We start from the raw sequence: 12,423 nt of genomic DNA on the forward strand, positions 1-12,423 counted from the left end.
TCCCGATTCCCGACTCCCGACTCCCGATTCCCGATTCCCGATTCCCGACTCCCGACTCCCGACTCCCGAGCCATCTGTCTAGCCCTTGGCCAGTAAGATAGGATCATCCAGACTAAAGAAACGACTTACGTAAGCTATGGCGGAAGAAACCCTACCCTTACCTAACCCTGAGGACGCAAATACTCCTTCTGATACATCAGCAGACCAGCCTGCTGCTAATAAGGAACCGAAGCCTGCTGCTATAGTAGACCAACCGCCGGTTGAAATAACTGAACCGAAACCTCCTACACCATCACCAGACCAGCCTGCTGCTAATACGGAACCGAAGCCTGCTGCTGTAGTAGACCAACCGCCGGTGGAAATAACTGAACCGAAACCTGCTGCGATCGTAGACCAACCGCCTGCGGCTAAATCAGAAGACAAACCGGCGGCTAAGGCCCCTGCGGCCAAAAAGCCTGCGGCCAAATCAGAAGAGAAACCAGCGGCTAAGGCCCCTGCGGCCAAAAAGCCTGCGGCTACAGAGGCAAAAGCTAAAAAAGCCAAACCACCAGCAATTGAAAAGAAACCCTTTACTGAATTTGTGGAACAACATTATCTGCCAGCCCTTAAGACTGCTTTTGCCAAACAAGGTATTGATGATGTAGATGTGACTTTTGCTAAACAGAAAATCCCGATTCCGAGTTTGAGTCAAATGGATGACTGTTGGCAAGTAATGGGTAGTTGGCAAAATGGTCAACGGAAATTTAACGTTTATTTCCTAGACGAAGATATTAAAAAGCAAAAGGCTTTTTCGGCCTCAGCTAATGGTGTTCAACCTAGTACGATCGAATCTTTTATGATTGATGAACGGAGAGTTACTCTTGATCTAATGGTTCATTACACTATACAACGGCTAAATGCTCAGAAGTGGCTAATGTGGAATTAGTAAGTCTTGGCTAATGTTTAGGTAGATTTTAAGCTATCAGCTATCAGCGTGTCGCGTATCAGCTATCAACTATCAGCGTGTCGCGTATCAGCTGATCCGGGTAGCGTGGCCAACAGCCAAGGGATTTTATCCAGACTTTCAAGTCTGTAAAATATCAAACTATTAAATTCGGCTTTGCTTAACAATGGAATGATTTGAAGAGTTTTGTGGAACGGGCATCTTGCCCGTTACAATTCCCGGGCAGGCAAGATGCCCACCCCACTCATATTCATTCCTTGATTCAGCAATGCCATTTTTTAGTAGTGCTGACTTAAGTGATGCCAACCTCAAGAGTGCTGACCTCACTAATGCCCAGCTCAGTCGTGCTATTGTGGACAATACCCAATTTGGAGATAACTCAGGACTTGATGAATCCATCAAGCTTGACCTAATTGAACGAGGCGCAATGTTTGAGGATGTGCCAGGGGATAGCTAGGAAAGTCTTACCCCTAGCCAAAGATAGGAATTCCCGCAAACAAATGCGATCAAAGGAAAGAATGCGATTGGCCGTAGGCCACGCTACGCGATCGCATAAACAACAAAAATGCGATTGGCCGTAGGCCACGCTACGCGATCGCTTACAAATACTCAATACCCCCAACCATGTCCTCTGGAGTATATACGTCATACATCCGACTACTCACCCCGAATAGCCCTCAATCGTGATTCTAAAGGAGAAGGGGGACTATTGCGCTTCATTTGTTCCACAAACGCTGCACTTTCTGCGGTATGGCGGTCAATTTCTTCCCGATGATCGTAATAATAGGCCATTGCCGCATAAACCGCTGGCTTAGATAAATGATACTCAGAGGCAATTTCTTCTAACGATTCTCCCATCTCCAAATACATTTTGGCAATAGTAGCGACAGGCATTATAGTGCTAATAATGCGAGGTTTACCACCACAAAAATCAGGATCTATCGCAATATACTCTGTGCTGATCTGTTGGATAGACATTTGTTCAGAATTCATTATCTAAAACCCAATAATTAAAGCAAGTATTATAGTTATAATTTTGACATATAAGAGGATATGTTAAAAGTTTTTTGATACTGATTTTTGCCCCCCTAGCCCCCCAATTCTGGGGGGAACAAGAATCAATTTGCTGGTAAAAGTCCCCCAAAATTGGGGGATTTAGGGGGCTTGTATGTAGCAAATGAAACTTCCCAGACAACCTCTAAAAAAGTGTCAGGTTCTGTTCCCTGTTCCCTGTTCCCTATACTAGCGCTATAGTTTTATTTACCTTGAGACTTAGGTAGTGACAGTCCCAGATAGCCTCCAAGACCTATTTTTGCCATATCCATAAAGGTGGGGCGGTATTGTTCATCAATTACCGCTAGGGTAAGTGACCCCCCAAGTAATATCGATATAATAGCAGCTTGAACCATTTCTTTGATTGTCAGAGTTTTATGAGCCATAGGTTTTTTCGGTAACTGGTATGCTTGACTGCTACTTTTAATGGTTACCGACAAAACCCCAACCCTTGACTGTCCAATGGATTAGTTGCTAATATGTTTTGATTTCTGTATGATTGTCTTGTGCCTCAGTTGTGATTGCGCTAAACGTTATGGCGCTGGCGGCAGGGAATAGGAAACTTCGGCTCAGGGAATTATTGAGCTTGGTCATTTAGGACTGCATCGCTTACTATCTTGAATTGGTAAACACCATTACAGCTATTACTATACTTATCAAAAATTAGCCATACTATGAAAAAGTGTACCCCAGAAAAAAAAATAAAAAAGTAACTATCATCGCCACTCCAAAGGGTTTAGAGAAAGCAGAGAAAGCTTTAATCAGGCTAGGATTTGAGTCTAAAAGTAACTTGGCTAAATCACAACTTATAGGTCGCACTACAGTAACAAAGTTTTTTAAGTCCGAGCCAATTCAGCTGGATTCCTTTAAACGGATATGCGATGGACTGAAACTAGACTGGAGAGAAATCGCGGGAATAGCAGAGGAAAACCGATCAGAACTGCTAACCAGAAATGATGGCAGTAGCTCAGAGCTGTTGGAGGGGGTGGAGCAAGGGCAAGCACCTAGGCGGGAAGTGACTGTAACAGATAAACAAAGTAAAACCATTAAAGCTGTTATTGTCTTAGAAGGGGATATAGATTCAGTTCAAAATTCAAAACATATTCTATCTATTTTACGAGATTATTCAGGAGACAGTATAAAGATTATTGATATTCAACCAGGCAGCATCCGATTAATTGTAGAGGGTTCTCCAGAGGATATTGAACGGCTTAGAGCTCGAATAGAATCAGGAGAACTAAAAGAATTAAGCGGTTTTCCTGTTCAAGATATTGAAATTTTGAGCGAAAGGTTAGAGGATGATCAAAAATGGCGTCTAGTAGAAGAGATTGTTAGCCGTGGAGCTGTGGGTCAAGACTTGAGGGGTGCTGACCTGAGTGATGCCGACCTCAGTGGTGCCGATTTGAGGGGTACTGACCTCAGAGGTGCCAAGCTGAAGGGTGCCAAGCTGAAGGGTGCCAAGCTCAATGGTACCTACTTGATTCTTGACTACCTGATTCGTGCTACCAACCTGATTCTTGACTACCTGATTCGTGCCAAACTGATTCGTGGCGACCTCAGTGGTGCCGACCTGATTCTTGTCAACCTGAGTTGTGCCAACCTCAGTGGTGCCAACCTCAGTGGTGCCTACCTGATTCTTGCCAACCTCAGTGGTGCCAACCTCAGTGGTGCCAACTTGAAGAATGCCGACCTCAGTGGTGCCAACCTCAGTGGTGCTATTGTGGACAATGCCCGATTTGGAAATAACTCAGGAATTAATCAATCGATGAAGCGTGACCTAATTAAACGAGGCGCAATTTTTGAGGATTTGCCAGGGGATCGCTCTGAAATTTTAACCCCTAGCAAAAGATAGGAATGACTGAAATTAGGGAGTGCTGATAATTTTTTGGAATCCAGTAAGCTTCAATCAAACAAATGGGATTGACCGTAGGTCACGCTACGCGATGAAGCTAAGCTTCCGCTAAAAGCGATCGCTTACAAATACTCAACATGCTCAACCATTTATTCTAGAGTATATAGCCTTTATCATAGTAATGAGGTACACAATATTTGTGCCCTATTCCCGATTCCCTATTCCCTATTCCCTAAGCATTTAGCTATCAGCCAATAGCTAAATGCTTACCTAAAAAAAAGGGGGAGTCGCAACGGTTCCCCCTTGACAATCCCGATTTTTAGGTCAAAACTATAAAGATGATAACGAAAAAGGTAATAACTTGATTGTTAAATAACTTTATTAAATAATTCTTTTAGTTAAGTTATGTAACAGCTTTCACCGTTCAGGTTTGCTTAAGCTTTCAGGTTTGCTTAAGGATTCAGGTTTAAGCTACGGCAGGGGCAAAATGTAATAAAACTTTAAATTACGTTGTAACTCTTAACCTAAACAGGCGTTTGAGATCACCAATACCCTGGTAAACTCAGAAAGCAATATATAGCAATATACTGTTTAAGCATTCAGCTATCAGCTGTCAGCTAATCAACGGGAGATAGTAAACAAGCATCGGGGGTGCTGCTACGGCTGGTTTAAAATCCCTGTTCGTTTTACTCATCAGACCCCGTACACTTAAAGCCCCTGATAGTACCTCAAGTAGTTTGCCCGTAGCCCATGAGCTGATAGCTGATAACTGACCGCTGAATGCTTAGTCATTGGTTTGGGCTTGGGTTGAGTGACCCGGATCTGTCCACACCAGGCCACCGAGAATGGTAAGCAACTATAACAAGCAAGCAAGAGCTTAAGATGGTAGATTCCCTTAAAAAACCTGATTTTGATGAAATCCGACCCGGTATAAAGGTACCGGCGAAGGACACGATCCTAACTCCCCGGTTCTACACTACTGACTTTGAAGCAATGGCGAAGATGGACCTCTCGCCTAATCAGGATGAACTGGAAGCCATCCTGGAAGAGTTTCGAGCTGATTACAATCGTCACCATTTTGTCCGGGATGAGGAGTTTAATCAATCCTGGGATCACATTGATGGGGAAAAACGCCGGTTATTTGTTGAATTTCTGGAACGTTCCTGTACAGCGGAATTCTCTGGTTTCTTGCTCTATAAGGAATTGGGACGGCGCTTAAAGCATAAAAATCCTGTGCTGGCAGAGTGCTTTACCCTGATGTCTCGTGATGAAGCACGTCATTCGGGATTCCTGAACAAGGCTATGTCAGATTTCAATCTACAGCTGGATTTGGGATTCCTGACTAAGAGCAAGAAGTACACCTTCTTTCAGCCCAAGTTTATTTTCTACGCTACCTATCTGTCTGAGAAGATTGGCTATTGGCGGTATATTACTATCTATCGCCATTTAGAAGCTCATCCTGAAGACCGGGTCTATCCAATTTTCCGCTTCTTTGAAAACTGGTGTCAGGATGAAAACCGTCATGGGGATTTCTTTGATGCGATCATGAGAGCTCAGCCGAATACGCTGAATGATTGGCAGGCTAAGCTTTGGTCGAGATTCTTCTTGCTGTCGGTGTTTGCCACTATGTATCTGAATGATGTTCAGCGGTCTGGATTTTATGCCTCCATTGGTTTAGATGCTCGTGAGTATGATAAGCATGTGATTGAGAAGACTAACGACACCTCAGGACGGGTCTTCCCAGTTATTCTGGATGTAGACCATCCGGAATTTTATGAGCGTCTGGAGATTTGTGTCCGGAATAATGATAAGCTAAGAGCGATCGCTAACTCAAATACGCCTAAGTTCTTGCAAATATTCCAGAAGTTGCCTCTCTACATGTCTAATGCCTGGCAGCTCCTAAAATTGTACCTGATTAAGCCGATTGATATGACGGCTAAACATGGTTCTATGATCTAAAGTTTGCTCCGCTAACTGTTAGCTTCGTTTTTGTGGTGATTCTACATTAGGTAGGATCACTTTTTTTTGATTTACCCTGGGAGTCGGGAATCGGGAATCGGGAATCGGGAATCGGGAATCGGGTTGTAAGTGCTGTAAGTTTGGGGAGATAGGGAGATGGGGAGATAGGGAGATGGGGAGATGGGGAGATGGGGGAGATTTTTAGTAAGGGTAATTATAGCGTTTCTAATACTTAACCTGTTGTGCATTTAAATTGAATATTATTCCGTTATAAAACAAACCGTAAAACCCTCTCCCCCTACTCCCTATTCCCTATTCCCTATTCCCTATTCCCTATTCCCTACTCCCTATTCCCTACTCCCTACTCCCTACTCCCTACTCCCTATTCCCTATTCCCTTAGATCCGGAAATGATACAAGAATGACAGAAGTTTTATCGGTATAGGTGCGTCAGTTCTGTTAGTGTATTTTTTATTGTTGAGTGTTAAAAAATTTGGGACTTAAGTATCTAAAAACGGGATTACTGGGACTAACGTTTACCTTCACAGTTGCTTACCGAGCTGGGAGTCAAACTGTGCCAGTACCGGACTCGACTACAGGCAACCCAGAGGAAACCCAGGGGAATCCGCCTCAGCCTACTCCAGATCAATTACCAGAGTCCCCCCAGTCTGATCCTCCTGGTAATTCAGCAGCCCAGGAGTTGGATTTAAGTCCAGAGATAATCGAAGGCAGTCCAGTGCTACAGCGTTGGCTAGAGGAGGTGCCGGATGTTTGGCAGGATATTCGCAATCAACCCAGTTTTCGCACTCGCTTGCGGTTGGGTTACTCCCAGTTTCCCTCTAATGGACAAGCCGCAGGGGTGAATGTGGGAGTGGAAGATGTGTTTATTGGTAATTCTGGCTTGACGGTGAGTGGAGATTATCAGGCTTCGTTTAATGGTGAGCGAGAAACCTTTGGGGTAGATTTGCGGTATTATGTACTGCCCTTAGGGAGTTATTTTAATGTTGCCCCGATGGTGGGTTATCGCAATTTGGAGACTGATGGTTACTCTACCGATGGGGTAAATGTGGGAGCGCGGTTGCTATTGGTTTTGTCTCGGACTGGTGCCGCTGATATTTCCTTCACTCAAAGTTTTGTGTCTATTGGCAGTAGTGAGGAGGTGGGGATAAGCAAGCTTTCCTTTGGTTATGCCCTTACTCCCAATTTGCGGCTTGCTACGGATATTGAGAAACAGAATTCTATCGAAAATAAGGATAGTCGGGTGGGGATTGGGTTGGAATGGATGCCCTGAGATGTTGAGAGGGTGGGAGGTGTGGCTCACAGGGGTAGGTTTTTTACATCTGGTTCGGGAATCGGGAATCGGGAGTCGGGAGTCGGGAATCAGGAATCGGGAGTCGGGAGTCGGGAGTCGGGAGTCGGGAATCGGGAATCGGGAGTATAGAGCGATCGCATTTATCGATCCGATGTCCCTATCCCAAGAGCGCGTTCGCGTAGGGTGGCCCATTCCCGTAGCGTGGCCTTTTGGCCAAGGCCAATCCCATTGATAGCGCTAGGTAAACAGAACATAAAAATTACCTAGTTCAGGGCATTGAAAAGCTTGTCAGGTAAAGGTTTGAGCAATTATTGGTGCCTTGAGTTGGTAAACACAATTACATCAATTGCTATCCCTATTCTATTAAGCTAACCAAGAAAGCGATCGCATTTATCGAGCCCATCAAGCTAAGCCATTTAGGGATTTGATCTCAGCCATTTCGCTATAGCATTTACCTATAGCATATCCAAATTGATCATGAAACCCAATGCTGATTTGTCATAACACCAAAAAATCCTCGGATCTCTTTCCTACTATTCCCGATTCCCGATTCCCGATTCCCGATTCTCGATTCCCGATTCCCGATTCCCGATTCCCGATTCCCGATTCCCTCTGTTTCCCCACACTAAACTGAAACTATACCGATGAAAACCAGTAATGTAGTCAAGTCTGAGCTTCCCTCCTCAGCACAGCACCACAGACTTCCCAAGATTAATCTATTTACCATGTTCCGGCTTGGTCTATTCCAGATGGGATTAGGGATTTTGGCAGTGCTTACCCTAGGAGTGCTCAACCGAGTGATGATCGACGAGCTAGGTATTCCAGCCTCAATTACCGGGAGCCTCCTAGCCATTTCGCTGTTTGTTGCCCCAGCCCGGGTATGGTTTGGTCAGCTCTCGGATACTAAACCGGTCTTTGGATATCACCGTACTGGTTACGTCTGGATGGGAAGCGGCTTCTTTATGATTATCCTATCCTTAGCGGTACAAATCACTTGGCAATTGGGCAATCTCGTGGAAGGGGCTGGAGGTTGGACATGGTCAATTCCAGCTTATAGTTGGGTCGCTCTTGGGGCTCTAGTTTTTGCTCTCTACGGTATGGCTTTGAGTATGAGTTCCACTACGTTTTTTACCTTATTAGTGGATATTTCTGATGAAGACAACCGTGGCAAATTAATCGGTATTATCTGGTCAATGATGACTGTAGGTATTGCCATTGGCGGCATCAGTAGCACAATTTTGCTGAAGGGATTAGATAATATTGATACATCCCTGGAAGTATTGCGGTCATCGATTACTGGGCTGTTTTTCTTTGTACCTTTAATGGTGTTCGGGCTAGCGGTATTAGCCACCTTTGGAATCGAGAAAAAATACTCGCGCTATTCTTCCCGTTCTATCCTAGCGAATCGCGAAGACCAGATTACCTTGGGCCAAGCCCTAAAACTATTAACGGCTAGTCCCCAAACTGGCCTGTTTTTCACCTTTTTGGTGATCATGACCATCAGCCTATTTCTCCAGGAAGCGGTGCTAGAACCCTATGGGGGAGAGGTCTTTAATATGTCAATTCCTCAAACCTCTCTACTGAATAGCTACTGGGGGATTGGGATGTTGATGAGCTTGAGCGCCACTGGGTTTTTCCTAATTCCCAATTTAGGTAAGCGCAAAACCACTCAATTAGGCTGTCTAGCGGTATCTATCTGCTTTATCTTGATTATTATGTCAGGATTTACCGGAAATGCCAAGCTATTCCAGGGAACCTTACTCTTATTTGGTTTCTCTGCTGGTATCGCTACCACAGGAGCTCTGAGTTTGATGTTAGACCTAACCGCAGCAGAAGCGGCTGGGACGTTTGTGGGAGCATGGGGATTAGGGCAAGCCATGGCACGAGGCATAGCAGTAGCCAGCGGTGGTGTGATCCTTGATCTAGGCAGAGCAATTTTTTCTACCCCAGTCTTGGCTTATGGTGTCGTGTTTGCTCTCCAATCCGCAGGGATGATAGTGGCAATTTGGTTCCTGGGTAAAGTGAATTTCAAGCAATTCCAGGATAATGCTAAACATGCGATCGCAGCTGTGATGGAAGGGGATTTGGATGGTTGAAGGTTAGGAGGTTAGGAGGTTGAAGGTTAGTAGGTTGAAGGTTATTAGGTCTATTGAATGCGATCGCTTTTAATAGCAGGCGTAGGGTGCGTTAGGGGTGGGCTGGCCATCATATTAAACCTCGTAGCAAGTGTTGGGAAAGCCCGCCCCGTAACGCACCAGAAGGTTATTCGCGTAGCGTGGCCAAAAGGCCAAGGTTATTAGGTCTGTTGAATGCGATCGCTTTTAATAGACCTGGCAGCGTTAGAAGTTTTATGCTGTTGTACTACCGCCAATTCTTATCACCTGTTGCTTGAGCTGAAGTTGGTGACTTGTAGAAGAGGTGTAGGATAGGTCAATAAAAAAAGTAAATTTTGCTGTGGCTACCGATATAGAGATGTAGGGTTACAGCAAAAGATACGATGAGTGATCAAAAAAAAGCAAATAGTAGCTTGGATTAGTAGCCTTGTCCCTTTATCTCCTCAAACGGAAGACCCCAGCACATCTTTAGGTGTTCCAAAACTTCTATCACCAGCAGATAAAAGTGTTTTCAATCACTACCCCCGGAGATGATATTAGTTAGAAATCAGAGAGTTTTGGTATTTCCCCGTTTGGGATAAGCCATTTAATGTGTTGCTTACCCACAGCGGAAACACTTTTTTTCTTGTCTTGGTTGCTACCTTTAGTCAACATATCTGGGTTGGCTCTCAGAAGCCCTGCTTGGAAAAACATCTCGTCTTCATTGATGCGTGTCAGGAGGCATATTTCCCCAATTGCTTCAGGAGGTATCATCCACGTTTTCCCAATTGTTGCTTTTGAATCAAATTCAATGTCAATCAAGTAGAAATCTAATTTGGTTCCTCTTTCCCATCTAAACTCATGGCGCAGATAAGCTTCTACTTTTATTCCGAAAATCGTTTTCTCCGCTTTCTCTACTTCTGCAAGTCGAGTGCGCCCCATTCGTTCACCATCAATAACGTAATCCATCGCATCTCGAATTACTTTGCCATAGCGGGATTCAAAGTTTTTGATAGTATTAAGGGTGCTGAAGAGCTTTTCGAGTTTGGCGTCCAAATTGTTTAACCTTGATAAAGCTCATACAAGTGTAACGTGTAGTGTAAATTTAGGGTTAGTCCTTCACGGATGCGATTGACCGTAGGTCACGCTACGCGAACGCTCTTACCTGAACCCAATATCTGAACAATAACTGGAGGCAAAGGTGACACAACAGTTAACTGCTATTGAAATTTGTGCGGGTGCTGGGGGAATGGCATTGGGCTTAGAACAGGCTGGCTTTAAGCACCTGGTCGTGTTTGATAATGACAAGTATGCCCATGCAACGCTTCTGAAGAATCGTTCTGGCTGGAACCCCCAATTGTGTGATGTCCGCACCTTAGACTGCTCTTCCTATGAAAATGTAGACCTTTTTGCAGCAGGGGTTCCGTGCCCTCCCTTCTCGATTGCGGGGCAGCAAAAGGGGGGGAATGATGAGCGTGATTTATTTCCGGATGCCCTACGGTTAATTCATCAGGTACAACCCAAAGCTGTACTGTTGGAAAATGTGCGAGGCTTTTCCAGTAAGAAGTTTGCTGACTACCGAACGGCATTAAATTCTGAGTTTCGGAAGATGGGTATGATCATGCAGTGGCGGGTACTGAATGCATCGGATTATAGTGTGCCCCAACTCCGTCCTCGGTTTATTTTGGTTGCCCTCAGAAAAGAGTATGTCCCTTTTTTTGAATGGCCTGAACCTATTCCTGAACCTCCAACTGTCGCTAACACGATTGGAGATTTGATGGGTTCTGACGGTTGGCCTGGGGCAGAGGCATGGATGAGTAAAGCACAAGCGATCGCTCCCACATTAGTTGGTGGCTCCAAGAAGCATGGCGGGGCTGACCTTGGCCCGACACGAGCCAAGAAAAAGTGGGCAGAACTAGGAGTCGATGGTAAAGGCATTGCCAATTCTCCGCCCAGTTCCGAAACCCCGATTGATGCATTGCCCCGATTAACCCTGCGCATGGCGGCTCGGCTACAAAACTTTCCCGATGACTGGGAATTTGTAGGAGGAAAAACTGCCCAGTATCGTCAAATTGGGAATGCACTTCCTCCAGCAGTCTCTCACCATGTTGGACGGTCTATTGTGTGTGCTCTCAACAAAGTGGAAGTCAGTGCTACCAAACCCAAGCAATTGGAACTTTTCAGTGTCGATGTGGCTTGAATTTAGGCGTTGCTGGCTTGGTCACAAGCAGACCGGAAAGGGGAATCTTAAGAGAAAATCCTTAGGTTGGTTTATGGCTAGCACGGTTTTCCCTGGGATGAATCGATGCGATCCACTGCCTGCCCTACTTTTACTTGCTTTTAACAGACCTTGCAGCGTTAGAAGTTTTATGCTCTTGTACTACCGCCAATTCTTCTCACCTGTTGCATGATGTGAAGTTGGTGACTTATGGAAGAGATGTAGGATAGGTCAAGAAAAGAAGTAAATTGTGCTGTGGCTACTGATCTAGAGATATAGACCTACAGCACAATTTTCCATGAGTAATCAAAAAAACGAATTGGTGTGATGCACTGCCCACCCTAGATTTAATCTCGTCTATTCTACGGTGGGCAGTGCATCTGTCTCGGGAGACTTCAGCTCTGTGGCAAATGGCTCCAGCCCTTCGCCGAATGGGTTAGTTTTATCCCCACAATTATTATTCACGCCCCAAATACCTTCAGCTATAGTCCATGTTTGGCTGTTGTTGTTGCATTTGATGACTAAATTAGCTCCCTTCTCTATTTTTACTAAGTCACCATGATAAAGCTTATGATCAATTAATATACTTTCATATCTCCAAACGTCTTCATCAGTTAGTGTGATCATGTTAACCTCTCCTTGAACTTTTACTGCAATTGCTATAGGCACTTTATCAGCACGAACTTGATTGGTAAAACCTTGTGCAACGGTAATACCAACGATTGTCAAAGCAGCTACGATGTTTTTCATTTTAGTTCTTCCATACTGAGTATACTTTTATTTCAAAAATTTGAGATGCTTTTAGGGTCGCACTTTTACATTTTCCTGTTGAGTAAGTATAGGCTTGAAGCAGTTCTTAAGACTACCATAAATATAAGCATTCAGATCATCCACTACCTGCTAAATCCTGAGTGCTGATAGCTGATTTTCAAGTATCTATACTCAGATCTTGCACCTGATCAGACAAAAATCAAAACTAAGCTCATGTAACCAA

At 44.6% G+C, this 12,423-nt stretch carries 14 protein-coding genes; 9 read left to right on the plus strand and 5 right to left on the minus strand.

The window, feature by feature from the left end; genetic code table 11:
* Positions 1–136 precede the first annotated feature (136 nt).
* Both BJP37_RS04090 and BJP37_RS04095 read left to right on the plus strand, forming a co-directional pair.
* A complete protein-coding gene (locus tag BJP37_RS04090; RefSeq protein WP_075896686.1) occupies positions 137–925 on the plus strand; it encodes a DUF2996 domain-containing protein in 789 nt (262 codons plus the stop codon).
* Between the two features lie 286 nt (positions 926–1,211).
* Complete coding sequence (locus tag BJP37_RS04095) at positions 1,212–1,400, plus strand: pentapeptide repeat-containing protein (protein WP_075896688.1); 189 nt, start codon at positions 1,212–1,214, stop codon at positions 1,398–1,400.
* 200 nt (positions 1,401–1,600) lie between these two features.
* Here the strand turns inward: BJP37_RS04095 and BJP37_RS04100 are convergent, their stop codons facing one another.
* Together BJP37_RS04100 and BJP37_RS04110 are read right to left on the minus strand one after the other, a co-directional pair.
* On the minus strand, positions 1,601–1,936 hold the full coding sequence (locus tag BJP37_RS04100) for a DUF433 domain-containing protein (protein ID WP_198953950.1): 336 nt from the start codon (positions 1,934–1,936) through the stop codon (positions 1,601–1,603).
* Positions 1,937–2,199: 263 nt separating this feature from the next.
* A complete protein-coding gene (locus BJP37_RS04110) occupies positions 2,200–2,382 on the minus strand; it encodes a hypothetical protein (RefSeq protein ID WP_075896690.1) in 183 nt (60 codons plus the stop codon).
* Between the two features lie 296 nt (positions 2,383–2,678).
* On the opposite strand from BJP37_RS04110, the gene BJP37_RS04115 reads away from it, so the two are divergent.
* Together BJP37_RS04115 and acsF are read left to right on the plus strand one after the other, a co-directional pair.
* Positions 2,679–3,848 carry a pentapeptide repeat-containing protein gene (locus BJP37_RS04115; RefSeq protein ID WP_081431064.1) on the plus strand — a complete coding sequence of 390 codons (1,170 nt, stop codon included), beginning with the start codon at positions 2,679–2,681 and terminating at the stop codon, positions 3,846–3,848.
* A gap of 882 nt (positions 3,849–4,730) precedes the next feature.
* Complete coding sequence (gene acsF / locus BJP37_RS04120; protein ID WP_075896692.1) at positions 4,731–5,807, plus strand: magnesium-protoporphyrin IX monomethyl ester (oxidative) cyclase; 1,077 nt, start codon at positions 4,731–4,733, stop codon at positions 5,805–5,807.
* A gap of 71 nt (positions 5,808–5,878) precedes the next feature.
* Here the strand turns inward: acsF and BJP37_RS38415 are convergent, their stop codons facing one another.
* Positions 5,879–6,055, minus strand: coding sequence for a hypothetical protein (locus tag BJP37_RS38415; RefSeq protein ID WP_158069405.1), 177 nt, complete (start codon positions 6,053–6,055; stop codon positions 5,879–5,881).
* A gap of 244 nt (positions 6,056–6,299) precedes the next feature.
* On the opposite strand from BJP37_RS38415, the gene BJP37_RS04130 reads away from it, so the two are divergent.
* The 4 genes from BJP37_RS04130 (at position 6,300) to BJP37_RS04135 (ending at position 9,214) form a co-directional block, all read left to right on the plus strand.
* Positions 6,300–7,097, plus strand: a complete 798-nt coding sequence (locus BJP37_RS04130) for a hypothetical protein (protein WP_229415190.1) — start codon at positions 6,300–6,302, stop codon at positions 7,095–7,097.
* 1 nt (position 7,098) lies between these two features.
* Positions 7,099–7,350, plus strand: coding sequence for a hypothetical protein (locus BJP37_RS38420; RefSeq protein WP_158069406.1), 252 nt, complete (start codon positions 7,099–7,101; stop codon positions 7,348–7,350).
* Between the two features lie 255 nt (positions 7,351–7,605).
* A complete protein-coding gene (locus BJP37_RS38425) occupies positions 7,606–7,752 on the plus strand; it encodes a hypothetical protein (RefSeq protein ID WP_158069407.1) in 147 nt (48 codons plus the stop codon).
* 10 nt (positions 7,753–7,762) lie between these two features.
* On the plus strand, positions 7,763–9,214 hold the full coding sequence (locus tag BJP37_RS04135; protein WP_075896696.1) for a BCD family MFS transporter: 1,452 nt from the start codon (positions 7,763–7,765) through the stop codon (positions 9,212–9,214).
* 558 nt (positions 9,215–9,772) lie between these two features.
* Here the strand turns inward: BJP37_RS04135 and BJP37_RS04140 are convergent.
* Positions 9,773–10,267, minus strand: a complete 495-nt coding sequence (locus BJP37_RS04140; protein ID WP_075896698.1) for a NaeI family type II restriction endonuclease — start codon at positions 10,265–10,267, stop codon at positions 9,773–9,775.
* A gap of 145 nt (positions 10,268–10,412) precedes the next feature.
* Here BJP37_RS04140 and BJP37_RS04145 point away from each other — a divergent pair, with 145 nt between their 5' ends.
* Positions 10,413–11,411, plus strand: a complete 999-nt coding sequence (locus tag BJP37_RS04145) for a DNA cytosine methyltransferase (protein WP_198953951.1) — start codon at positions 10,413–10,415, stop codon at positions 11,409–11,411.
* 375 nt (positions 11,412–11,786) lie between these two features.
* Here the strand turns inward: BJP37_RS04145 and BJP37_RS04150 are convergent, their stop codons facing one another.
* Positions 11,787–12,179, minus strand: a complete 393-nt coding sequence (locus tag BJP37_RS04150) for a hypothetical protein (RefSeq protein WP_075896702.1) — start codon at positions 12,177–12,179, stop codon at positions 11,787–11,789.
* Positions 12,180–12,423: the final 244 nt, after the last annotated feature.

The organism is Moorena bouillonii PNG (assembly GCF_001942495.1).
Lineage (GTDB): Bacteria > Cyanobacteriota > Cyanobacteriia > Cyanobacteriales > Coleofasciculaceae > Moorena > Moorena bouillonii.

What these genes read in the sequence shown, in the direction of transcription:
- BJP37_RS04090 (WP_075896686.1), top strand. Translation starts at nt 137, where the DNA reads ATGGCGGAAGAAACCCTACCCTTACCTAACCCTGAGGACGCAAATACT.
- BJP37_RS04095 (WP_075896688.1), top strand. Translation starts at nt 1,212, where the DNA reads ATGCCATTTTTTAGTAGTGCTGACTTAAGTGATGCCAACCTCAAGAGT.
- BJP37_RS04100 (WP_198953950.1), bottom strand. Translation starts at nt 1,936, where the DNA reads ATGAATTCTGAACAAATGTCTATCCAACAGATCAGCACAGAGTATATT.
- BJP37_RS04110 (WP_075896690.1), bottom strand. Translation starts at nt 2,382, where the DNA reads ATGGCTCATAAAACTCTGACAATCAAAGAAATGGTTCAAGCTGCTATT.
- acsF (WP_075896692.1), top strand. Translation starts at nt 4,731, where the DNA reads ATGGTAGATTCCCTTAAAAAACCTGATTTTGATGAAATCCGACCCGGT.
- BJP37_RS38415 (WP_158069405.1), bottom strand. Translation starts at nt 6,055, where the DNA reads ATGCACAACAGGTTAAGTATTAGAAACGCTATAATTACCCTTACTAAA.
- BJP37_RS38420 (WP_158069406.1), top strand. Translation starts at nt 7,099, where the DNA reads ATGTTGAGAGGGTGGGAGGTGTGGCTCACAGGGGTAGGTTTTTTACAT.
- BJP37_RS38425 (WP_158069407.1), top strand. Translation starts at nt 7,606, where the DNA reads ATGCTGATTTGTCATAACACCAAAAAATCCTCGGATCTCTTTCCTACT.
- BJP37_RS04135 (WP_075896696.1), top strand. Translation starts at nt 7,763, where the DNA reads ATGAAAACCAGTAATGTAGTCAAGTCTGAGCTTCCCTCCTCAGCACAG.
- BJP37_RS04150 (WP_075896702.1), bottom strand. Translation starts at nt 12,179, where the DNA reads ATGAAAAACATCGTAGCTGCTTTGACAATCGTTGGTATTACCGTTGCA.